The following is a 21,587-nucleotide window of genomic DNA, read 5'->3' on the forward strand; positions in this document are numbered from 1 at the left end:
CCGCCACGGCGGGCGGGACCGGGCCTAACCGCGCTCGCCCGCGAAGGCGAGCAGCGCCTCGGCGATCTGCGCGTCGGCCTCCTCGTGGCTGATCGTGGCCGTGCCGTCGCCGGGCTGCGGGCCGTACCAGCCGAAGTCGGCGTGGTTCGACCCGTCGATCTCGACGAAGCGCGCGTCGGCGGGCAGCTGGTCGCTCGCCGCGGCGACCTTCGCCGGGGTGCTCAGGCCGTCCTCCGAGCCGCTCACGCTCAGCACCGGCAGTCCCGACGCGGAGAGGTCGTTCGCGCAGTAGCTGCCGAAGAGCACGAGGCCCGCGACCTCGGGGTCCTCGCCCCACTGGCAGGCCTTCACGCCGCCCAGGGAGTGGCCGCCGACCAGCCACTCGTCGACGCCGTCGGCCTGCGCCGTGAAGCTCTCGAGCGAGCGCAGATCGAAGAACGCCAGGTTGAGGATCGGCCGGGTGATCACCACGCTCGCACCCTCCTCGACGAGCGGCGCGAGGGTCGCCTCGTAGGAGGCCGCGTCGACCTTGGCGCCGGGGACGAAGACGAGGCCGACGCCGTCGAGGTCGGTGCCCGCGTCGTCCGTCGGGGTGAGCACGATCGCGGTGTCGGTGCGCTCGACGGCGACCGCCGGGTCCGCGTCGACGCGGGCGAGCGCCTCCGGATCGGGGCCCATCACGATCGAGGACCAGGTGAGGAAGCCGAGGACGGCGACGGCGACGAGGGCGCCGATGCTCACGAGGACGATCCGCAGCGGGCGGCGCCGGCGCGGCGCCGCTCTGCGCGCGCTCATCGGTGCCGCGCGATCGCGTCGGCGGCCTGGACGAGCGCGAGGTGCGAGAGCGCCTGCGGAGTGTTGCCCGCGTGGCGCCGGTTCTCGACGTCGTACTCCTCCGAGAGCAGGCCGACGTCGTTGCAGAGCCCGACGAGGCGGTCCATCAGGGCGCGGGCGTCGTCGAGACGGCCGGAGTCGGCGTACTGCCGCACCAGCCAGAACGAGCAGGCCAGGAACGGGTGCTCCCCGCCGGCCAGGCCGTCGACCGAGGACTCGGTGCGGTAGCGGTGCAGCAGGCCGTCGTGCATCAGCGCCCGCTCGAGCTCGGCGACCGTGCCGAGCATCCGCGGGTCGTCGGCGGCGACGAAGCCGACCATCGGCAGCACGAGCAGCGAGGCGTCCACCTCGGTGGAGCCGTAGGACTGCACGTAGTGGCCGCGCTCGGAGTCGAAGCCCTGCTCCTCGATCTCGGCGCGGACGGTGTCGCGCAGCCGCTCCCAGGTCTCGACCGGGCCGTCGAGCCCGTGCTCGCGGACGGCGCGGACGCCGCGGTCCAGCGCCGCCCAGACCATCACCCGGGAGTGGGTGAAGTGCCTCGGCTCGCCGCGGATCTCCCAGATGCCGTTGTCGGGCCGCTGCCAGTTGCTCTCGACGAAGCCGAGCAGCGCGCGCTGCAGCGGCCAGGAGAACTCGTTCTCGTCCACTCCGGCCACTCGCGCCTCGTGCAGCGCCACCATCACCTCGCCGATCACGTCGGCCTGGTACTGGTCGACCGCCGCATTGCCGATCCGGACGGGGGAGGCGCCGTCGTAGCCGGGCAGGCTCGGCATCTCCCGCTCGGCCAGGTCGCGCTCGCCGGCCAGGCCGTACATGATCTGCACGTCCTCCGGGGCGCCGGCGACCGCCCGGAGCAGCCAGGCGCGCCACTTCTGCGCCTCCTTCTCGAAGCCGTGCGCGAGCAGGGCCTCGAGGGTGAGGGACGCGTCGCGGAGCCAGACGTAGCGGTAGTCCCAGTTGCGGCTGCCGCCGAACTCCTCGGGGAGGGAGGTGGTCGCGGCGGCGACGATGCCGCCGGTCTGGTCGTCGGTGAGAGCGCGCAGCGTGAGCAGCGAGCGGACCACGGCCTCGCGGTGCGGGCCGTCGTAGCGGATCGCGCCGGCCCAGTCCGTCCACCAGCGGACCGTGCGCTCGATCGCCCTGTCGACGTCGAGCACCTTCGGGGCGCGCTGGTGCGAGGGGAACCAGGCCATCGAGAGGTCGACCGTCTCGCCGGGCGCGACGTCGAACTCGGCGGAGTGCACGTGATCGGTCGCCGAGAGGCGCACGCCGCGGACGACGACCGCATCCGGGCCGGCGACGGCGACCAGCAGCGGATCCTCCTCCGTCCCCTCCTGGCGCACCCACGGCATCGTGCGGGCGTAGTCGAACCGGATCCGCAGCTCCTGGCGCATCCGCACCGAGCCGGAGACGCCCTTCACGCGGCGGACCAGCTCGGCGCGGTCGTCACGGAGCGGCATCACGTCGGTGACCTCGACGACGCCGGTCGCGGTGGTCCAGGTGGTGACGAGGGCGAGGGTGTCGCCGAGGTAGTGCCGCTCGACGGTCGCCTCCGGGTCCACCGGCCGGAGCGACCAGCGGCCCTGGTCGTCACCGCCGAGGAGCGCGCCGAAGATCGACGCGGAGTCGAAGCGGGGGAGGCAGAGCCAGTCGATTCCTCCGTCGCGGGAGACGAGAGCGGCGGTGCGGCAGTCGGAGAGGACGGCGTAGTCCTCGATCGGGGAGACCATGCGCTGATCCTGGCAGCAGAACACTGGGCGCTCCTGCGAGCGGGCGGGGCCGGCCGGCCGGGACGCACCGCCGTCAAGGCCGGGAAAGGTCGGCGGGGGCGCCGTAGGGTGTGGCGCATGCCTCAGTCGGTCCACACGCTGCTCATCCTCGGTGCGACGGGCGACCTGTCCGCCCGCCTGCTCCTCCCCGCTGTCGGTCAGCTCCTGACCCGCGAGCCCGATCGCCGCCTGCACCTCGTCGGCGCCGGTCAGGAGGACTGGACGCAGGAGCACTGGCACGAGGTCGTGTCCACGTCGTTCGCCACGGAGACCGCCTCGGGTGCCGGCATCGACGCCCTCGTCTCGGGCACGCGCTACCAGCAGGTGGACGTGACGGATCCGGAGGCGCTCGCCGCGCTGCTCGCGAGCTGCGAGGGACCCGTCGCGATCTACTTCGCCCTGCCGCCGGCGATCGCCGCGAAGGCCTGCGACGCGCTCGCCGCGCACGAGCTGCCGGAGGGGACGGTGCTCGCGCTCGAGAAGCCGTTCGGCACCGACGAGAAGAGCGCCCGGGACCTGAACGCGCGCGTCGCCGCGCTCGTCCCCGAGGACCGGGTGCACCGCGTCGACCACTTCCTCGGCCGCGCGACCGTCATGAACCTGCTCGGGCTGCGCTTCGCGAACCGGATCCTCGAGCCGCTGTGGTCCGCGGAGCACATCGAGAGCGTCGCCATCGTCTACGACGAGCAGCTGGGCCTCGAGGGGCGCGCGGGCTACTACGACGGCGCCGGCGCGCTGATCGACATGATCCAGAGCCACCTGCTGCAGGTGCTGGCGGTCGTCGCGATGGAGCCGCCGTCGACCCTCGGCGCGGCGGACCTGCGCGACGCCAAGGGCATCGTGCTGCGGGCGACGCGGCTGCACGGCGAGGACCTGAGCGCGAACTCGCGCCGGGCGCGCTACACCGCCGGCTCGGTCGACGGGCGCGAGCTCCCCGCCTACACGGACGAGAAGGGCGTCGACCCGTCGCGCAAGACCGAGACGCTGGCCGAGCTGACCGTCGAGATCGACACCTGGCGCTGGGCGGGCGTGCCGTTCACGCTGCGCTCGGGCAAGGCGCTGGGCGAGCGGCGGCGCGAGATCGTCATCCGCTTCAAGCCGGTGCCGCACCTGCCGGCCGGCTTCCACGGGACGGCCGAGGCATCGGTGCTGCGGCTGTTCCTCGCTCCGGACCAGATGGCGCTGGAGCTGAACATCAACGGCCCGGGCGACCCGTACACGCTCGAGCGCGCGTCGCTCGAGGCGACCTTCGGTGCGGGGGAGCTGCTGGCGTACGGCGAGGTCATCTCGGGGATCCTCGACGACGACCCGTCGCTCTCGGTCCGCGGCGACGCGGCCGAGGAGTGCTGGCGCATCGTCCAGCCCGCGATCGACGCCTGGCGCGCCGACGACGTGCCGCTGGACGAGTACCCGGCCGGCAGCGAGGGCCCGGAGCGCTGGCCGGCGGTCTGAGCGCGCGGGATCTCGATATGCCCTCTGCGAGGGCTACTCGATCAGCATGAAGCGGAGACGCCCTCTGCAGTGCTGATCGATCAGCAGGGGGGCATGGTGGTCGAGTAGCCGCGGAGCGGCGTATCGAGACCCGGCGGCAGGCGCGCAGGGCGTTTCGCGCCACAGCACGGCCGGGCTCCGCTCCGACCTACTGTGATCGGCGACCGGTGCCGAGTACGCGCCGGTCTCCGGTTCGAGGGAGTCCCCGTGGTCGTCGTCCTGTCCCCACTCGCCGGGCGCGCCGTGCCCCTCACGGCCGTCCCCGATCAGCTCTTCGCGGCCGGCGTGATGGGAGCCGGAATGGCGATCGAGCCTCCCGCGGAGCGCGTCGAGGTCCTCTCGCCGGTCCGCGGGGTCCTGCTCCAGGTGCTGCCGCACGCGTTCGTGGTCGTCGCGGACAGCGGACGAGCGGTGCTCGTCCACCTCGGGATCGACACGGTGGGGCTGAAGGGCGGCGGCTTCACGGTCCTCGCCGCCAAGGGCGACCGCGTCGAGGCCGAGACGCCGGTCCTGGAGTACGACGTCCCGGCGATCCTCGCCGCGGGACTCCCGACGGTGGTGCCCGTGGTCGTGCTGGAGCGGACCGCGGACCACGTCGACGCCCTCGTGGAGGACGGCGCGTCCGTCCTCGCCGGTGATCCTCTGCTGTCCGCATGACCGCCCGCACTCGGAGCGCGCCCGCCTCGCGTCGACGACTCGTCGTCCCCGGCTTCGCGGGTCTGCAGCGCCTCGGCAAGAGCCTCATGCTGCCGATCGCGGTGCTCCCGGCGGCCGGGCTCCTCCTCCGGATCGGACAGCCCGACCTGCTCGGGCGGATCGATCTGCCCGTGATCGGCCCGTTCTTCCAGGCGATGAGCGCGGCGGGCGGGGCCCTCTTCGAGAACCTGGCCCTGCTGTTCGCCGTCGGCGTCGCCATCGGGTTCACCAGGAGGCCGGACGGGTCGACCGCGCTCGCGGCCGTCGTCGGCCACCTCGTGCTCGCGAAGGTCTTCACCGTCCTGTCGCCGATCGTCCTGGCGGGGCGGACGACGGCCGCCGGCGACCAGGTGCAGATCGACTACAGCGTCTTCGGCGGCATCGTGGTCGGACTGCTCACGGCCGTGCTGTTCGACCGGTTCCACACCATCGCGCTCCCCGCCTACCTCGGTTTCTTCAGCGGCCGGCGGTTCGTCCCGATCGTCGTCTCGCTCGCGTGCCTCGTCGTCGGCTTCGGTCTGAGCTGGTTCTACCCGGTCTTCGAGTCCGGCCTCACCGGTCTCGGCGCCTTCATCGGCGGCACCGGGGCGCTCGGCGCCTTCGTCTACGGCTTCGCCAACCGCATGCTGATCCCGCTGGGGCTGCACCACATCCTCAATTCGTACGTCTGGTTCCTCCAGGGCTCGTACACGAACGCCGACGGCGGCGTCGTCACGGGCGAGCTGACGCGCTTCGCCGCGGGCGACCCGACGGCTGGCGCGCTCACCTCGGGCTTCTACCCGGTGCTCATGTTCGGACTCCCGGCGGCGGCGCTGGCGATGATCCACGTGTCGAACCGCTCGCAGCGCGCGGTCGCGATCGGCATCCTCGGTGCGGCCGGGCTGACCGCCTTCCTCACCGGCATCACCGAGCCGCTGGAGTTCGCGTTCATGTTCGCGGCGTTCCCGCTCTACGTCGTGCACGCTGTGCTGACCGGGCTGTCCCTCGCGATCGCCGACCTCCTCGACATCCACCTCGGCTTCTCGTTCTCGGCCGGGCTCGTCGACCTGCTTCTCTACGGCACGGCGCCGGCCGCGAAGAACGTGGGGCTGCTCGTGGTGATGGGAGTCGTGTACTCCGGCGTGTACTACCTGCTGTTCCGGGTCGTCATCCGGAGGTGGAACCTCCGCACGCCGGGCCGGGAGGAGGTCGTCTCCGGAGTGGACGTGGGCGAACCTGCCGCGGTCGTGGCGGAGCCGACCTCCGCGTCGAACGAACCGCCGGAGTCCGAGGCCGAGTCGCTCATCGCGGCCTTCGGTGGGCGCGGGAATCTCGTCCACGTCGACGCGTGCATCACGCGGCTGCGCGTCCAGGTCGGCGACCGGGCGCTGGTCGATCCCGCACGGCTGAAGGCTCTCGGCGCGGCCGGCGTGCTGGAGGTCGGCGAGAGCGTCCAGGCGGTCTTCGGCCCCCGCGCGGAGGCGCTGAAGAACGACATCCTCGACGTGCTCTGAGGCAGCCCATGCTGGTCGAGTAGCCGCGGAGCGGCGTATCGAGACCCAACGTGCTCAGGGGGGTGGATCTACTTGGAAGAGACGCCCGCAGACATGCTGGTCGAGTAGCCCCGCAGGGGCGTATCGAGACCCGCGCACCCCAAGGACGTCGGCCTCTTCCCCGCCCTGCGATGGCGCCGGAGGCGCCCCCTCCGCTCGATACGCCCTCTGCGAGGGCTACTCGATCAGCATGCAGGGGGCCGACGGGTCAGCGGGTGGCGTCGGCCGGGGTCGCGACGGAGGCGGAGTCGGGCTCGGCCCAGACGGCGATCGGCTTCGGGTCCCAGGTGAGGGCGGCGGGCTCGGTGACGGGGGCGGCCGGCTCCGCGGTGACGGGGGGAGTGGAGGCGCGCATCACGGGGATGGCGGAGGTGACCGGGTTGGCGGTGGCCTCGACGCCGGCGCGCAGCTGCTCGGCCTGGATGGCGGCGGACAGCTCGTGGGCGAGCGAGCGGGCGAGCATCCCGTGGAAGATCGGGTCGCGGTCGTCATGGCTGCGCCGGGTGACGACCCAGGCGCCCTCGGCGCCGACGAAGGCGGAGAGGCGCTCGTGCACGACGGCGAAGAGCTCGTCCTGCGTGAGCGCGGGGGCCGCGACGACCTCGGGGGCCGGCTGACGGCGCCTCAGACGAAACCTCATGACGAACCCCGTTTCCCGTGCCGCGTGCTGAGACTCCAGTGTCCAGGGGCGACGGCGCCGGAGCGCGCTGACACGCCGCGGCCGGTGGCTCGCGGCGTGTCAGAAGGCGGTCAGCGGTCGCGCTTCTTGCCGTTCTGCTCCTTGACGAGCTCCTTCGAGTCGTAGGAGACCGAGCCGATGGCGACCGCGAGAGCGATCGCCCAGCTGACCCACTGCAGGGCCAGCCGCCAGTCGCGCGGACCCTTGCGCGTCGTCTGCAGGATGGACCAGCCTCCGACGATCGCGCTGATGACGCTGGAATTGAGGATGAACTTGCGCATCGATTGCCTCCTGTGTTCACCACGACGCTAGTGGCCCGGCCCCGTTCCCTCCCAACGGTTGACACCGCCGACGGCCAGCGGACGGCTCCGTCGTCGGTGTCGCCCGCTACGGTGAACCGCTGCTCGGCGCCGGGCCGCGGCACGGACCGAGGAGAACGGATACGAGATGCGCACGGCTGTGATCGGGGCGGTGCTCCTCGTGCTCGGCGTGATCGCCGCTCTCACCGGGGTCCTGCCGATGGACGCGCTCGGCGAGCTGGTCGAGCGCACGGCGCCGATCCTGGCCTTCGTGGTCGCCGTCACCGTGGTGGCGGAGCTGGCCTCCGAGGCCGGAGTCTTCACGGTCGTGGCGGAGCGGGCGGCGATCTGGGGCCGCGGGCGGACCGCGCTGCTCTGGCTCCTGGTCGTCGCGATGGCGATCGTCAGCACCGTCTTCCTCTCCCTCGACACGACCGCCGTGCTGCTCACGCCGGTGGTCGTGCTGCTCGCCGCGCACGTCCGGGTGTCGCCGCTGCCGTTCGCGATGGCGACCGTCTGGCTCGCCAATTGCGCCTCCCTGCTGCTCCCTGTGTCGAACCTCACCAACCTCCTGGCAGAGAGGCGGCTCGGCGTCGACGGGCCGCTCGCCTTCGCCGCGCTGACCGCCGCGCCCGCGCTCGTCGCCGCCGTGGTCCCGGTGCTCGTGCTCGCGATCCGCTACCGCCGCGAGCTGGCCGGCCGCTACCGGACGGGGGAGCGGACCCCGGTCGAGGACCGCGTCCTGCTGATCGGCGCCGGCGTCGTCGTCGCGCTGCTGCTGCCCGCCCTCGTCTCCGGGCTCGAGGTGTGGATCCCCGCGGCCGTCGCGGCGCTCGCCCTCGTCGTGCTCTTCGCGGTGCGGCGGCCGTCTGCGCTGAAGGTCTCGCTGCTGCCGTGGCAGCTGGTCGTCTTCGCCTCCGGTCTCTTCGTCGTGATGGAGGCGGCGCACCAGCTCGGGCTCGGAGCGGCGCTCGCCGTGGTCGCGGGCGACGGGAGCGGCGTGGGCGAGCTGCTCCGGCTCGCGGGCTCCGGTGTCGTGGCCGCGAACCTCGTCGACAACCTGCCCGCCTATCTCGCGCTCGAGCCGGTCGCCGCCGACCGGGTGCGCCTGGTCGCCCTGCTGATCGGCGTGAACGCCGGCCCGCTGATCACCCCGTGGGCCTCGCTCGCCACCCTGCTCTGGCACCAGCGGCTGACCGCGCTCGGCGTGACGATCTCCTGGCGGCAGTACGCGCTGCTCGGCGCCGTCGCGGTGGTGCCGACGGTCGGCGGTGCGGTGCTCGCGCTGGCCCTCGCCCAGGGCTGAGCCCGACCCCCGTTCGAGTGCGGCTGGTAGCCTCGGCGGGTACGAAGACGGGCACGACCGACGATCGGGACCACCATTCCTCCGCACTCCGCCTCCGCCCCCGCACCCCTCGAGGACAGCGCCGACGGGACGACTCCAGCCGCCGCCGACCACACCGCCGGAGCGCGCAACGCGTTCGTCGTGGTCTCCAACCGCCTCCCGGTCGACCGCGTCGTCGACGCCGACGGCACCGCCTCGTGGAAGACGTCGCCCGGCGGGCTGGTCACCGCGCTCGAGCCCGTGATGCGGGCCAACGAGGGCGCCTGGGTCGGCTGGCCCGGGGTCGCGGACGAGGAGGTCGCGCCGTTCGAGAACGACGGCGTGCTGATCGTCCCGGTCGCCCTCAGCGCCCAGGAGCTCGAGGACTACTACGAGGGCTTCTCGAACGACACCCTCTGGCCGCTGTACCACGACGTGATCGCGCCGCCCACCTACCACCGCGAGTGGTGGGACGCCTATGTGCGGGTGAACCGCCGCTTCGCCGAGGCCGCCGCCGCGGTCACCGAGCAGGACGGCGTGGTCTGGGTGCAGGACTACCAGCTGCAGCTCGTGCCGAAGATGCTCCGCGAGCTGCGCCCGGACGTCACGATCGGCTTCTTCAACCACATCCCGTTCCCGCCCTACGGCATCTTCGCCCAGCTCCCGTGGCGCAAGCAGATCGTCGAGGGCCTGCTCGGCGCCGACGTCATCGGCTTCCAGCGCCAGGGCGACGCGGGCAGCTTCCTCCGCGCGGTCCGGCGCCTGCTCGGCTACGACACCCGCAGCACCGTCGTCGAGGTGCCGGTCGAGGACGACGCGGTCGACGGCACCCGCCGGGTCAACCGCTCGCGCCGCGGCGCCAGCGTCCGCCCGGTCGTCGCCCGGCACTTCCCGATCTCGATCGACGCCGCCGCCTTCGAGGCGATGGCGCGCACCCCCGAGATCCAGGAGCGGGCGCGCCAGATCCGCTCCGATCTGGGCGATCCCGAGACCGTCATGCTCGGCGTCGACCGCCTCGACTACACCAAGGGCATCGGCCACCGGCTGAAGGCGTTCGGCGAGCTGCTCGCCGACGGCCGGCTCAGCACCAAGGACGCGGTGCTCGTGCAGGTCGCGAGCCCGAGCCGCGAGCGGGTCGAGACCTACAAGCAGCTGCGCGACGACATCGAGCTGCAGGTCGGCCGGATCAACGGCGACTACGGCACGATCGGCAACCCGGCGATCAGCTACCTGCATCACGGCTACCCGCGCGAGGAGATGGTCGCGCTCTACCTCGCCGCCGACGTGATGCTGGTGACGGCGCTGCGCGACGGGATGAACCTGGTCGCCAAGGAGTACGTCGCCTCCCGCTTCGACAACGACGGCGTGCTCGTGCTGAGCGAGTTCACCGGTGCGGCGGACGAGCTCAAGCAGGCCGTGCAGATCAACCCGCACGACATCTCCGGGCTCAAGGACGCCATCGAGAACGCGGCTCGCATGCCGCGCGCCGAGCGCAGCCGCCGGATGCGGGCGCTGCGCCGCCGGGTGCTCGAGAACGACGTCTCGCGCTGGTCGGCGAGCTTCCTCGACGCGCTGAGCGAGCACGCCGCGGGCCAGCAGCTCGACGTGCGGCCGGCCGCGCGGGGCCAGGAGGCGCCGCTCGGCCAGGAGGCGGAGCACCACGAGGACGGGGTCCGCGGTCGCGCGGCCGAGGACGCGCACCACGAGACGGCGGAGGCGACGCGATGACCATCGTGACCCCGACCCCGGGCGAGCACCTGCCCGGCGTGCCCGACCGCCTCGTCGCCGCGCTGCACGAGCTGGCCGCGACCGGCCGTCTGCTGGTGGCGCTCGACTTCGACGGGACGCTCGCGCCCGAGGTCGACGACCCGGCGCACGCCCGCGCCCTGCCCGAGGCGCGCGAGGCGGTCCTCCGACTGCTCGCGCTGCCCGGCACCCGCGTCGCACTGGTCTCCGGCCGTGCCCTCGGCAGCCTCGAGGAGGTCGCGCAGCTGCCCGACGAGGCGCTGCTGGTCGGCTCGCACGGCATCGAGATCCGCCTGGACCCGGGCGACGACGCCGTCCGCCTCGACGAGACCGAGCTGGCGAAGGTCGGCGTGCTCGAGGACGTGCTGAAGGGCATCGCCCGCGGGATCGACAACGTCTGGATCGAGGACAAGCCGGCCGGCTTCGCCCTGCACACGCGCCTGGCCACCGACCGGCACAGCCGCGTCGCGCACGTCGTCGCCCTGTCGGAGGCGCGCGCCGAGGTCGAGGGCGTCACGGTCCGCGAAGGCAAGAACGTCCTCGAGTTCTCGGTCCGCTCGACCACCAAGGGCGAGGCCGTGCAGCACCTGCGCCGCTACACCGGCGCGACCGCCGTGCTCTACGCCGGCGACGACGTCACGGATGAGGACGCCTTCGCGGTCCTCGGCACCGGCGACGTCGGTGTCAAGAGCGGTCCCGGCACGACCTCGGCCGCCTACCGCGTCCGCGGCCCCGAGCAGATCGCCCACGTGCTGTCGCTCCTCGCCGACTTCCGCGCCACCGCGGACTGACCAGCGCCGGTCGATCCGTCACGAACGGTCGGCGCGCGGCCACTGACACGACCATCGCTGCCGGATCGAGGCGACGGACGCGACCGTTCGCGACGGATCGGGACGCGCTCGGCAGCGCCGGAGCACCGCGCGCGAGGCGGTAGCCTCGTCACATGCCGGAAATCGATTGGAAGCCTCGTTCGCGCACCGTCACGGACGGCATCGAGGCCACGACGTCGCGCGGGATGCTGCGCGCCGTGGGAATGGGCGATGACGACTGGGAGAAGCCCCAGATCGGCATCGCGTCGTCCTGGAACGAGATCACCCCCTGCAACCTCTCGCTGGAGCGCCTCGCGCGCAGCGCGAAGGAGGGCGTGCACTCGGGCGGCGGCTATCCGCTGCAGTTCGGCACCATCTCCGTCTCGGACGGCATCTCGATGGGTCACGAGGGCATGCACTTCTCGCTCGTCTCACGCGAGGTCATCGCCGACTCCGTCGAGACCGTGATGATGGCCGAGCGCCTCGACGGCACCGTCATGCTGGCCGGCTGCGACAAGTCGCTGCCCGGCATGCTGATGGCCGCCGCGCGCCTCGACCTCGCCGCCGTCTTCGTCTACGCCGGGTCGATCGCGCCGGGCTGGGTCAAGCTGTCCGACGGCACCGAGAAGGACATCACGATCATCGACTCCTTCGAGGCGGTCGGCGGCGTCAAGGCCGGGATCATGTCCGAGGAGGACGCCAAGCGCATCGAGTGCGCCTTCGCCCCGGGCGAGGGCTCCTGCGGTGGCATGTACACCGCGAACACCATGGCCAGCGTCGCCGAGGCGCTCGGGATGAGCCTGCCCGGCTCCGCGTCGCCCGCCGCGGCCGACCGCCGCCGCGACTACTTCGCCCGCAAGTCGGGGGAGGCGGTCGTCGAGCTGCTGCGCAACGGCACCACCGCGCGCGACATCCTGACCAAGGAGGCGTTCGAGAACGCGATCGCCGTGGCCATGGCCTTCGGCGGCTCGACCAACGTCATCCTGCACCTGCTCGCGATCGCGAACGAGGCCGAGGTCGACCTCACGATCGACGACTTCAACCGCATCGGCGACACGATCCCGCACATCGGCGACCTCAAGCCGTTCGGCAAGTACGTGATGAACGACGTCGACCGCCACGGCGGCGTCCCCGCCGTGATGAAGGCCCTGCTCGACGCGGGCCTGCTGCACGGCGACTGCCTCACCGTCACCGGGAAGACCGTCGCCGAGAACCTCGCGGCGATGGACATCGCGCCGCTGGACGGCGAGGTCATCCGCACCCTCGACAACCCGATCCACGCCACCGGCGGACTGACCGTGCTCAAGGGCTCGCTCGCTCCCGAGGGCGCGGTCGTCAAGACGGCCGGCTTTGACGCCTCCGTGTTCGAGGGCCCCGCGCGGGTCTTCGAGCGCGAGCGCGCCGCGATGGACGCGCTGACCGACGGCCAGATCAAGAAGGGCGACGTGGTGGTCATCCGGTACGAGGGCCCCAAGGGCGGCCCGGGCATGCGCGAGATGCTGGCCATCACTGCCGCCATCAAGGGGGCCGGCCTCGGAAAAGATGTACTACTGTTGACCGACGGACGATTCTCAGGCGGCACAACCGGCCTGTGCATCGGCCACATAGCTCCCGAATCGGTGGACGCAGGTCCCATCGCATTCGTTCGCGACGGAGACCCGATTCGGGTCGACATCGCCGCTCGATCGATCGACCTACTCGTCGACGAATCCGAGCTCGCCGCCCGCCGAGAAGGCTGGGCGCCCCTCCCTCCGCGCTACACCCGCGGTGTCCTCGCCAAGTACGCCAAGCTCGTCCGCTCGGCCGCCGAGGGCGCCACCACGGGTTGATCCCGGCCCGCTCGGGCCGGCCGCGCACTCGCGCCTCCCGGGCACCGCTCGCTCGCACTCCGAGCCCCCGGTGCCCGCCGCCGCACACCGCTTCGAAGGAATCGACACCCGCATGACCCCGGACCCGTCCGCCGCGCCTCCCGCCCCGACCCCCCAGCCACCCCGCTCCGCTGCGTCCGCGACGGCGGTCGCTCCCGTCGCCGAGTCGCTCACCGGAGCGCAGGCGGTCGTCCGCTCGCTCGAGATGCTCGGGATCGAGGACGTCTTCGGCCTGCCCGGCGGCGCGATCCTGCCCGTCTACGACCCGCTGATGGACTCGTCGAAGATCCGCCACATCCTGGTCCGCCACGAGCAGGGCGCCGGCCACGCGGCCGAGGGCTACGCCGCGGCGACCGGGAAGCTCGGCGTCTGCATCGCGACCTCCGGGCCCGGCGCGACCAACCTCGTCACGGCGATCGCGGACGCGTACATGGACTCCGTGCCGATGCTCGCGATCACCGGTCAGGTCTTCTCGACGCTGATGGGCACCGACGCCTTCCAGGAGGCGGACATCGTCGGCATCACGATGCCGATCACCAAGCACTCCATCCTGGTCACGCGCCCCGAGGACATCCCCTCGGCGCTCGCCTCCGCCGTGCTGATCGCGACGACGGGCCGCCCCGGCCCGGTGCTCGTCGACATCACCAAGGACGCGCAGCAGGACGCGGCGCCGTTCGTCTGGCCGCCCAAGGTCGACCTGCCCGGCTACCGCCCGGTGACGAAGGCGCACGGCAAGCAGATCCAGGCCGCGGCGCAGCTGCTGGCCGAGGCGAAGAAGCCCGTGCTGTACGTCGGCGGCGGCATCATCCGCGCCCGTGCGGCGGCCGAGCTCCTGGCGTTCGCCGAGGCCTGCGGCGCTCCCGTCGTCACGACGCTGATGGCGCGCGGCGCGTTCCCGGACTCGCACGAGCAGCAGCTCGGCATGCCCGGCATGCACGGCACCGTCCCCGCGGTGCTCGCGCTGCAGGAGTCGGACCTGATCCTCGCGCTCGGCTCGCGCTTCGACGACCGCGTGACCGGCAAGGCGGCGCTCTTCGCGCCCAACGCCAAGGTCGTGCACGTCGACATCGACCCGGCGGAGATCTCGAAGATCCGCACGGCCGACGTGCCGATCGTGGGCGACCTGAAGGACGTCCTGCCGGACCTCACCGACGCGTTCGCGAAGGCGATCGACGGCGCCGCGCCCGACACGGCCGACTGGTGGACCTACCTCAAGGGCCTGCAGGAGGAGTTCCCGCTCGGCTACACCGAGCCGGTCGACGGCCTGCTGTCCCCGCAGTACGTGATCAAGCGGATCGGCGAGATCACCGGACCCGAGGGCGTCTTCGCCTCGGGTGTCGGCCAGCACCAGATGTGGGCGGCGCAGTTCATCAAGTACGAGCGCCCCAACTCGTGGCTCAACTCCGGCGGCGCCGGCACGATGGGCTACTCCGTGCCCGCGGCGATGGGCGCCAAGGTCGGCGAGCCGGACCGCACGGTCTGGGCGATCGACGGCGACGGCTGCTTCCAGATGACCAATCAGGAGCTCGCCACCTGCACGATCAACGACATCCCGATCAAGGTCGCGGTGATCAACAACTCCTCGCTCGGCATGGTGCGCCAGTGGCAGACCCTGTTCTACGAGGGCCGCTACTCGAACACCGACCTCAACACGGGGCACGACACCGTCCGGGTGCCGGACTTCGTGAAGCTCGCGGAGGCCTACGGCGCCCTGGGCATCCGGGTCACCAAGCCGGAGGAGATCGACGCGGCCATCGAGCTGGCGATCGCCACCAACGACCGGCCGGTCGTCATCGACTTCGTGGTCAGCCGCGACTCCATGGTGTGGCCGATGGTCCCGCAGGGCGTCTCGAACAGCTACGTCCAGTACGCCAGAGACCACAGCCCGACCTGGGACGACGAGGAGTAGACCGCATGACCCACCACGTTCTCTCCCTGCTCGTCGAGGACAAGCCGGGACTGCTCACCCGCGTCGCGGGGCTGTTCGCGCGCCGCGGCTTCAACATCGAGTCGCTGGCCGTCGGGCCGACCGAGCTCGAGGGGCTCTCGCGCATCACGGTCGCCGTGGACGTCGAGGACCTCCCGCTCGAGCAGGTGACCAAGCAGCTGAACAAGCTGATCAACGTCATCAAGATCGTCGAGCTCGACCCCGACCAGTCGGTGCACCGCGAGCACCTGCTCGTGAAGGTGCGCGTCGACAACGTCACCCGCTCGCAGGTGCTCGAGGCCGTGAACCTCTTCCGCGCCCGCGTGGTCGACGTCGCGACCGACGCCCTGGTGATCGAGGTCACCGGCGACTCCGGCAAGACCACCGCGTTCCTCCGGGTCATCGAGCCCTACGGGATCAAGGAGATCGCCCAGTCGGGCCTGCTGGCCATCGGCCGCGGCTCGAAGTCGATCACCGAGCGCGTCTTCAAGAACTGACGGCTCCGCGCCGTCCCCTCTGCTCCGCCCACTCCACAACCAGAAAAGGAAGCATCACGTGACCGAGCTCATCTACGACGCCGACGCCGATCTCTCCATCATCCAGTCCAAGAAGGTCGCGATCGTCGGCTACGGCTCGCAGGGCCACGCGCACGCGCAGAACCTCCGCGACTCCGGTGTCCAGGTCGTCATCGCTCTCAAGGAGGGGTCGAAGTCGACCGCCAAGGCCGAGGACGACGGGTTCGAGGTCAAGAGCGTCGCCGACGCCGCCGAGTGGGCCGACCTGATCATGATCCTCGCGCCGGACCAGCACCAGCGCGCCATCTACAGCGAGCAGATCGCGGACAAGCTGACCGAGGGCAAGACCCTCGCCTTCGCGCACGGCTTCAACATCCGCTTCGGCTACATCGAGGCCCCCGCGGGGGTCGACGTGATCCTGATCGCGCCGAAGGCCCCGGGCCACACCGTGCGCCGCGAGTTCGTCGCCGGCCGCGGCATCCCGGACATCATCGCCGTCGAGAACGACGCGACCGGCACCGCCTGGGAGACCGCGAAGTCGTACGCGAAGGCCATCGGCGGCACCCGCGCCGGCGTCATCAAGACGACCTTCACCGAGGAGACCGAGACCGACCTGTTCGGCGAGCAGGCCGTGCTCTGCGGCGGCACCTCGCAGCTCGTCCAGTACGGCTTCGAGACCCTCGTCGAGGCCGGCTACCAGCCCGAGATCGCCTACTTCGAGGTGCTCCACGAGCTCAAGCTGATCGTCGACCTGATGTGGGAGGGCGGCATCGCCAAGCAGCGCTGGTCGGTCTCCGACACGGCCGAGTACGGCGACTACGTGTCCGGCCCCCGCGTCATCGACCCGAGCGTCAAGGAGAACATGAAGGCCGTTCTGGGCGACATCCAGAACGGTGCCTTCGCGAAGCGCTTCATCGCGGACCAGGACGCGGGAGCGCCCGAGTTCCAGGAGCTGCGCGCCAAGGGCGAGAAGCACCCGATCGAGGAGACCGGCCGCGAGCTGCGCAAGCTCTTCGCCTGGAAGCAGACCGACGAGGACTACACCGACGGCAGCGTCGCGCGCTAGTCGCCCGCTTCTGACGACCTGGAGCCCCGGGCCGTCGACGGACACCGCTTCTGCGGCGGACGTCGGCGGTGCCGGGGCTCCGTCGCGTCCGGGGGGCCGTTGTTCGGGCGGTGGTGGATCTCGATACGCCCGCTGCGCGGGCTACTCGATCAGCATGAAACGGATGCGGTCCGCCGTGGAGTCGAGCCGACTTCCTCGGAGGGGCTCCATTCATGGTGGTCGAGTAGCCGCGGAGCGGCGTATCGAGACCCGGTGTCGTCAGCAGGGCGGGTCTGCAGACCCTTGTTCTTGTGCGGGTGGATCTCGAGACGCCCGCTGCGGGCTGCTCGATCAGCAGGCGGAACGCGGGGGAGCTCACGGGGCACGCGGGTAGCGTGGGGCGGATGGAGCGACGGGCACGGCGGCTGCGGCAGTGGGACGAGGGCGTGGCGGCGGCGCGGGACGGGCTGTCGTGCGAGGTGTCGGCGGGGATCGTGCTGTGCGGGCTGGCCGGTGGTGGGCTGGCGGCGGCGCTCGCGCTGGCGTCCGGCGGGATCCTCGAGTCGGCGCCGGTGGCGCTGCGGACGGTCACGGCCTTCGCGCTCGCGCTGATCGCAGGCGGGGTCCTCGTGGCGACCGCCACCGCCCTGCGGCGACGGACGGAGGCCGCGGGAGCCCGCTTCGCCCGGGCCGCGTGGTCGGTCCCCGCCGACCTCGGCCGGGACGACCTCGCGGAGACCGCCGATCTGCCGTTCGACGTGCGCCTGCCGGAGGACGCGCTCTCGCCGGCGGACCTCGTCGGCATCCTCGCGCCGTCGCGTGCGGCACGGGCCGAGGCGAGGAGGAGGGCGGCCACGCGGGATCTGCGGGCCCACTCCCTCCTGTTCTCGGCGCTCTCGCTCGTCGGCATCGTCCTCGCGCTCGCCGGCGTGCTGCTGATGATCGCGGCGATCGCCCTGCAGGGCTCGGAGGGGGCCGTCGTCACCGCGGCGGTCGTCGTCGCGGCCGGAGCTGCGGCCGGGATCGGCTCGTCCCAGGCGAACGGGCTGCCGCTGGCGGTGCTGCGCGCGTCCGACGCCGCCCTGGCCCGGAGCCGCGGGCTGCTGGTCGAGCGCTGGCCGGGGGATCTCGAGGAAGGACCGCTGTCGGTGCGCGGGGGAGTGGCGGCGATCGACCGCCGTCGGCTGACCGGACTGGCGCGGAGGCCGGCGCCGTCGAGCGCGGGTGCGGGACGGGTGGCGCCGATCGTGATGCTCGCGGTGGCGCTGCTGCTGGTGGCGGGGCTGCCGCTGCTGTCCTAGCGGCCGGCGCATCGGGATCGGGCGACTCGTCGCGCAGAACATCAGCGGAGAGTGCTGCTCATCGCCGATGGCGGATGACGAGTGCTCTCGGCTGATGTTCTGCGCGTGAACGCTCGTCAGCGGGCGGCGTCGCGGGCGAGGCGGCGCAGGCCGCCCTTGGGCGGGACGAGCACGGGCTCCGGCCAGCGCGGGGAGAGGTGGTCGCCCAGGGTCACCCGGCGGATCTTCCGGCCGACGAGGGGGAGCACCCAGTCGTGCGCCCAGCGGTACTGGTCGCGCAGCAGCTCGCGCGGCGTGAGCGGCTCGGGCGGGTCCCACGGGCCCACCGAGATCGTGTGCGGCACGCCGAGGACGTCCAGCACCTGGGCCGCGAGCACGCGGTGCCCGCGCTTGGAGAGGTGCATCCGGTCGCTCGACCACATCGCGGCGTCGCGGAACGCCTGCATCCGCCAGTAGTCGACGAGGACGGCGCCGCGCTCGCGGGCGATGCGGCGGACGGCGCTGTTGTAGACGCGGTTGCGCTTCACGAACATCCGCGGGGCGGGCAGCCCGGGGATGTCGAAGCCGGTGAAGAGCACGAGCGACGCGCCCGTCGTCGCCAGGGCGTCGACCAGGTGCTCGTAAGCGTCGATCAGCACGCGCATGTCGGTGCCGAGGTCGAGGATGTCGTTGCCGCCGGCGTAGAGGGTGACGAGGGTCGGCCGCAGTTCGAGCGCGGGCGTCAGCTGCTCCGCGGTGATCTGGGCGAGCCGCTTGCTGCGGATCGCGAGGTTGGCGTACTCCCAGCCGGGTTCGGCGCGGGCGAGCCGGTCGGCCACGCGGTCGGCCCAGCCGCGCACGCCGTTGGGCAGGAGCCGGTGCGGGTCGCCGACGCCCTCGGTGAAGGAGTCGCCGATCGCGACGTAGCGGCGCCGGCCGGCCTCCACCGCGCGCTCGTCCGTCCCCGACTGCTCCGCCATCCCCCGAAGGGTCGCCCGCCGGGGAGGCCGGGCGGTGACGCCGCGGTGGCGGGGAGGTGTCGGGCTGCTCCGAGCCGACGGCGAGGCCGCGCGGCTAGGGTGTTGCGGTGATCGACAGCAGACCCGAGGACGACCGGGACGACGACGCGCTCAGCTGGGCGGGCGAGGGCGGCGACCCCACCCTGGTGGCCGGTGACGGGACCGCGCGGCGGAAGGCGCCGCGGGCGGTCCGCTCGGCCCCGGCGGAGCGCGCGGCGCGCGAGGGCGACGTCGAGGAGCTGCCGGACGAGCTGCGCGAGGACGACGCGGACGAGGAGCCGGACGACGACGACGAGCGCGATCCCGCGGAGGCGGCGGCCGCCTCCTCGGTGCTGCTGGTGGCGATGGGTGTCGCGGCGGGTCTCTACCTCCTCTCCACGATCGGCTGGATGATCACCGCGACGCGGCAGAACGCCACGGTCGCCGCGACGTTCGCGGGCGACGCGCTCGGCGGCGGGCTCTACGGGCTCGGACTCTGGCTCGCGGTCGCGGGGCCGGCCGCCTGGTTCGCGGCCGTGCTGCTCGGCACGCGGAACGCCCGCACCCGGACCAGGGTGCTCTGGCTGATCGCCGGGCTGATCCTGCTGGCACCCCTGCCGTTCCTGAAGGGGGCGTGATGAGCGACACCGCATCGACCGACTCCACCTCGACCGAGAGCTCGGCGAAGGCGACCCTCGGCGGTGCGCGCCGCAGCGACCCGCGCCGGCGCCTCCTCCTCTCGGTGCTGATCGCCGCGGTCTTCGCTCTCTTCTTCGCCTGGGACGTCTGGGAGGGGATCGGCAACCTCGTCGGGCTGCGCACCTACGCCGCCACGCTCGGCACCGACCTGAACGGCACGGGCTGGGCGGTGCTGCTGCTCGGGCTGGCGCTGCCGGTGGTCTGCTTCGTGCTGGCACTGATTCTCGGCCGCCGGCGCGGGCTCCTGGCGCGGACCGGGCTGCTGTTCGCGGCGCTCTGCCTCTCCGCGGCGCTGTCGCTCGACGTGCAGCTGATCCTCGGATTCGAGAGCCTCGTCTCGCTCTAGACGCGTCGTTCGCCACCGGGCGAGACCGGACGTCACACGGCCGGGGACGGCTGCGGCCCTCCGCTACAGTGGCGGGGGCTCCACCGGCCCTCGTGCTCGGTGCCCGCTCCGTCCCCTCTCCGAAGGAAGCGCCTCTCGTGACTAAGCCGGTCGTCCTGATCGCCGAAGAACTCTCGCCCGCCACCGTGGACGCCCTCGGTCCCGACTTCGAGATCCGCTCCGTGGACGGCACCGACCGCCCCGCGCTGCTCGAGGCGCTCGCCTCGGCCGACGCGATCCTGGTCCGCTCCGCGACGCAGGTCGACGCGGAGGCGATCGCCGCGGCCCCCTCGCTGAAGGTCGTCGCGCGCGCCGGCGTGGGTCTCGACAACGTCGACATCACCGCGGCGACCGCCGCAGGCGTCATGGTCGTGAACGCGCCGACCTCGAACATCATCTCGGCGGCCGAGCTCACCGTCGGCCACATCCTGAGCCTCGCCCGGCACATCCCGGCGGCGCACAGCGCGCTCGCGCAGGGTCTCTGGAAGCGCTCGAAGTACACCGGCGTCGAGCTCTACGAGAAGACCGTCGGCATCATCGGCCTGGGCCGCATCGGCGCGCTGATCACCGCGCGCCTGCAGGCCTTCGGCGTGAACGTCGTCGCCTACGACCCCTACGTCACCAGCGCCCGCGCGCAGCAGCTCGGCGTGACGCTCCTGCCGCTCGAGGATCTCCTCGCGCAGAGCGACTTCATCACCATCCACATGCCGAAGACCCCGGAGACCACCGGGATGATCTCGGACGCGCAGCTCGCGCTGATGAAGCCGACCGCGTTCCTGGTGAACGTCGCCCGCGGCGGGCTGATCGACGAGGACGCGCTGCACCGCGCGCTCGTCGCGAAGACCATCGCCGGCGCCGGGCTCGACGTGTTCGTCAAGGAGCCGCCGACCGACTCGCCGCTGCTCGCCCTCGAGAACGTGGTCGTCACTCCGCACCTCGGCGCGTCGACCGACGAGGCGCAGGAGAAGGCGGGCGTCTCGGTCGCGAAGTCGGTGCGGCTCGCGCTCTCGGGCGAGCTCGTGCCGGACGCGGTGAACGTCGCCGGCGGCGTCATCGACCCGTACGTCCGCCCGGGCATCCCGCTGGTGGAGAAGCTGGGCCAGGTCTTCTCCGGCCTCGCCGCCTCGCCGGTGACGTCGATCGACGTCGAGGTGCGCGGCGAGCTGGCCGGCTTCGACGTCAAGGTGCTCAAGCTCGCGGCGCTCAAGGGCGTCTTCAGCAACGTGGTGTCGGAGACGGTGTCGTACGTCAACGCGCCGGTGCTCGCGGAGCAGCGCGGCATCGAGGTGCGGCTGATCACGGACGCGGTCTCGGACGAGTACCGCAACGTGATCACGCTCCGCGGCGCCCTCTCGGACGGCTCGCAGATCTCGGTCTCGGGCACGCTGACCGGCACCAAGCAGGTCGAGAAGCTCGTCGCGATCAACGGCTACGACGTCGAGGTGCCGCTCGCGAAGCACCACGTGGTGATGAGCTACGTCGACCGTCCCGGGATCGTCGCGGTCTACGGGCGCGAATTCGGCGAGGCCTCCGTCAACATCGCGGGCATGCAGATCGCGCGCACCGAGGCGGGCGGCAAGGCCCTCTCGGTGATCACGATCGACTCGCCGGCGCCGGACGGACTGCTGGAGAAGGTCCGCGTCGCGATCGACGCCGACCTGATGCAGGAGATCGACATCACCGAGTAGGTC

Annotated in this window: 19 protein-coding genes; 14 read left to right on the top strand and 5 right to left on the bottom strand. The window is 72.2% G+C overall.

Features of this window, described 5'->3' with window-relative positions:
• Nucleotides 1-24: 24 nt before the first annotated feature.
• Nucleotides 25-795, bottom strand: coding sequence for an alpha/beta hydrolase (locus tag MT351_RS12435; RefSeq protein WP_132438504.1), 771 nt, complete (start codon nt 793-795; stop codon nt 25-27).
• Nucleotides 792-2,564 (bottom strand): glycoside hydrolase family 15 protein, encoded by a 1,773-nt coding sequence (locus tag MT351_RS12440; RefSeq protein ID WP_132438505.1) that lies wholly within the window; start codon nt 2,562-2,564, stop codon nt 792-794. The genes MT351_RS12435 and MT351_RS12440 overlap by 4 nt, the downstream gene beginning before the upstream one ends.
• Before the next feature lie 117 nt (nt 2,565-2,681).
• On the opposite strand from MT351_RS12440, the gene MT351_RS12445 reads away from it, so the two are divergent.
• From MT351_RS12445 to MT351_RS12455, 3 genes are all read left to right on the top strand, one after another.
• The gene (locus tag MT351_RS12445; protein WP_185020244.1) at nt 2,682-4,055 is read left to right on the top strand and encodes a glucose-6-phosphate dehydrogenase; all 1,374 of its coding nucleotides are present in this window, start codon (nt 2,682-2,684) and stop codon (nt 4,053-4,055) included.
• Nucleotides 4,056-4,301: 246 nt separating this feature from the next.
• On the top strand, nt 4,302-4,751 hold the full coding sequence (locus MT351_RS12450) for a PTS glucose transporter subunit IIA (RefSeq protein ID WP_132438506.1): 450 nt from the start codon (nt 4,302-4,304) through the stop codon (nt 4,749-4,751).
• Nucleotides 4,748-6,283: a PTS transporter subunit EIIC gene (locus tag MT351_RS12455; protein ID WP_132438507.1), complete on the top strand. Its 1,536-nt coding sequence runs from the start codon at nt 4,748-4,750 to the stop codon at nt 6,281-6,283. The genes MT351_RS12450 and MT351_RS12455 overlap by 4 nt, the downstream gene beginning before the upstream one ends.
• Nucleotides 6,284-6,530: 247 nt before the next feature.
• Here the strand turns inward: MT351_RS12455 and MT351_RS12460 are convergent, their stop codons facing one another.
• Nucleotides 6,531-6,962: a hypothetical protein gene (locus MT351_RS12460; protein WP_132438508.1), complete on the bottom strand. Its 432-nt coding sequence runs from the start codon at nt 6,960-6,962 to the stop codon at nt 6,531-6,533.
• Nucleotides 6,963-7,072: 110 nt separating this feature from the next.
• On the bottom strand, nt 7,073-7,282 hold the full coding sequence (locus MT351_RS12465; RefSeq protein ID WP_123447985.1) for a hypothetical protein: 210 nt from the start codon (nt 7,280-7,282) through the stop codon (nt 7,073-7,075).
• A 166-nt stretch (nt 7,283-7,448) separates the two neighbouring features.
• Between MT351_RS12465 and MT351_RS12470 the strand changes: the two genes are divergently transcribed.
• The 8 genes from MT351_RS12470 (at nt 7,449) to MT351_RS12505 (ending at nt 17,835) form a co-directional block, all read left to right on the top strand.
• Nucleotides 7,449-8,606 (top strand): SLC13 family permease, encoded by a 1,158-nt coding sequence (locus tag MT351_RS12470; protein WP_243582326.1) that lies wholly within the window; start codon nt 7,449-7,451, stop codon nt 8,604-8,606.
• Between the two features lie 180 nt (nt 8,607-8,786).
• Nucleotides 8,787-10,352: a trehalose-6-phosphate synthase gene (locus MT351_RS12475; protein WP_123737271.1), complete on the top strand. Its 1,566-nt coding sequence runs from the start codon at nt 8,787-8,789 to the stop codon at nt 10,350-10,352.
• Entirely contained in the window at nt 10,349-11,161 is an 813-nt protein-coding gene (gene otsB / locus MT351_RS12480; protein WP_243582327.1) for a trehalose-phosphatase, read from the top strand. Before MT351_RS12475 ends, otsB begins: the two co-directional genes overlap by 4 nt.
• 152 nt (nt 11,162-11,313) lie before the next feature.
• Nucleotides 11,314-13,008: a dihydroxy-acid dehydratase gene (gene ilvD / locus MT351_RS12485; protein WP_132438512.1), complete on the top strand. Its 1,695-nt coding sequence runs from the start codon at nt 11,314-11,316 to the stop codon at nt 13,006-13,008.
• A gap of 112 nt (nt 13,009-13,120) precedes the next feature.
• On the top strand, nt 13,121-14,956 hold the full coding sequence (locus MT351_RS12490; protein ID WP_132438513.1) for an acetolactate synthase large subunit: 1,836 nt from the start codon (nt 13,121-13,123) through the stop codon (nt 14,954-14,956).
• A gap of 5 nt (nt 14,957-14,961) precedes the next feature.
• Nucleotides 14,962-15,471 (top strand): acetolactate synthase small subunit, encoded by a 510-nt coding sequence (gene ilvN / locus MT351_RS12495; RefSeq protein WP_123447978.1) that lies wholly within the window; start codon nt 14,962-14,964, stop codon nt 15,469-15,471.
• A 58-nt stretch (nt 15,472-15,529) separates the two neighbouring features.
• The gene (gene ilvC / locus MT351_RS12500; protein WP_123447977.1) at nt 15,530-16,555 is read left to right on the top strand and encodes a ketol-acid reductoisomerase; all 1,026 of its coding nucleotides are present in this window, start codon (nt 15,530-15,532) and stop codon (nt 16,553-16,555) included.
• A 383-nt stretch (nt 16,556-16,938) separates the two neighbouring features.
• Nucleotides 16,939-17,835 (top strand): hypothetical protein, encoded by an 897-nt coding sequence (locus tag MT351_RS12505; protein WP_243582328.1) that lies wholly within the window; start codon nt 16,939-16,941, stop codon nt 17,833-17,835.
• Nucleotides 17,836-17,951: 116 nt separating this feature from the next.
• Here MT351_RS12505 and MT351_RS12510 read toward each other — a convergent pair whose 3' ends face one another.
• Entirely contained in the window at nt 17,952-18,794 is an 843-nt protein-coding gene (locus MT351_RS12510) for an SGNH/GDSL hydrolase family protein (RefSeq protein WP_132438301.1), read from the bottom strand.
• A 107-nt stretch (nt 18,795-18,901) separates the two neighbouring features.
• On the opposite strand from MT351_RS12510, the gene MT351_RS12515 reads away from it, so the two are divergent.
• The 3 genes from MT351_RS12515 (at nt 18,902) to serA (ending at nt 21,584) form a co-directional block, all read left to right on the top strand.
• Entirely contained in the window at nt 18,902-19,450 is a 549-nt protein-coding gene (locus MT351_RS12515) for a hypothetical protein (protein ID WP_132438300.1), read from the top strand.
• Nucleotides 19,450-19,857: a hypothetical protein gene (locus tag MT351_RS12520; protein ID WP_243582329.1), complete on the top strand. Its 408-nt coding sequence runs from the start codon at nt 19,450-19,452 to the stop codon at nt 19,855-19,857. Before MT351_RS12515 ends, MT351_RS12520 begins: the two co-directional genes overlap by 1 nt.
• 137 nt (nt 19,858-19,994) lie before the next feature.
• Complete coding sequence (gene serA / locus MT351_RS12525) at nt 19,995-21,584, top strand: phosphoglycerate dehydrogenase (protein ID WP_243582330.1); 1,590 nt, start codon at nt 19,995-19,997, stop codon at nt 21,582-21,584.
• Nucleotides 21,585-21,587: the final 3 nt, after the last annotated feature.

The organism is Rathayibacter sp. VKM Ac-2926 (assembly GCF_022815565.1).
Classification (GTDB): domain Bacteria; phylum Actinomycetota; class Actinomycetes; order Actinomycetales; family Microbacteriaceae; genus Rathayibacter; species Rathayibacter festucae.

Bases quoted from the DNA above. Each gene is read 5' to 3' on its own strand.
- MT351_RS12465 (WP_123447985.1), bottom strand. From the start codon at position 7,282: ATGCGCAAGTTCATCCTCAATTCCAGCGTCATCAGCGCGATCGTCGGA.
- MT351_RS12440 (WP_132438505.1), bottom strand. From the start codon at position 2,564: ATGGTCTCCCCGATCGAGGACTACGCCGTCCTCTCCGACTGCCGCACC.
- MT351_RS12505 (WP_243582328.1), top strand. From the start codon at position 16,939: ATGGAGCGACGGGCACGGCGGCTGCGGCAGTGGGACGAGGGCGTGGCG.
- MT351_RS12435 (WP_132438504.1), bottom strand. From the start codon at position 795: ATGAGCGCGCGCAGAGCGGCGCCGCGCCGGCGCCGCCCGCTGCGGATC.
- MT351_RS12460 (WP_132438508.1), bottom strand. From the start codon at position 6,962: ATGAGGTTTCGTCTGAGGCGCCGTCAGCCGGCCCCCGAGGTCGTCGCG.
- MT351_RS12445 (WP_185020244.1), top strand. From the start codon at position 2,682: ATGCCTCAGTCGGTCCACACGCTGCTCATCCTCGGTGCGACGGGCGAC.
- MT351_RS12520 (WP_243582329.1), top strand. From the start codon at position 19,450: ATGAGCGACACCGCATCGACCGACTCCACCTCGACCGAGAGCTCGGCG.
- MT351_RS12510 (WP_132438301.1), bottom strand. From the start codon at position 18,794: ATGGCGGAGCAGTCGGGGACGGACGAGCGCGCGGTGGAGGCCGGCCGG.
- otsB (WP_243582327.1), top strand. From the start codon at position 10,349: ATGACCATCGTGACCCCGACCCCGGGCGAGCACCTGCCCGGCGTGCCC.
- ilvN (WP_123447978.1), top strand. From the start codon at position 14,962: ATGACCCACCACGTTCTCTCCCTGCTCGTCGAGGACAAGCCGGGACTG.
- ilvD (WP_132438512.1), top strand. From the start codon at position 11,314: ATGCCGGAAATCGATTGGAAGCCTCGTTCGCGCACCGTCACGGACGGC.
- MT351_RS12490 (WP_132438513.1), top strand. From the start codon at position 13,121: ATGACCCCGGACCCGTCCGCCGCGCCTCCCGCCCCGACCCCCCAGCCA.
- MT351_RS12455 (WP_132438507.1), top strand. From the start codon at position 4,748: ATGACCGCCCGCACTCGGAGCGCGCCCGCCTCGCGTCGACGACTCGTC.
- MT351_RS12470 (WP_243582326.1), top strand. From the start codon at position 7,449: ATGCGCACGGCTGTGATCGGGGCGGTGCTCCTCGTGCTCGGCGTGATC.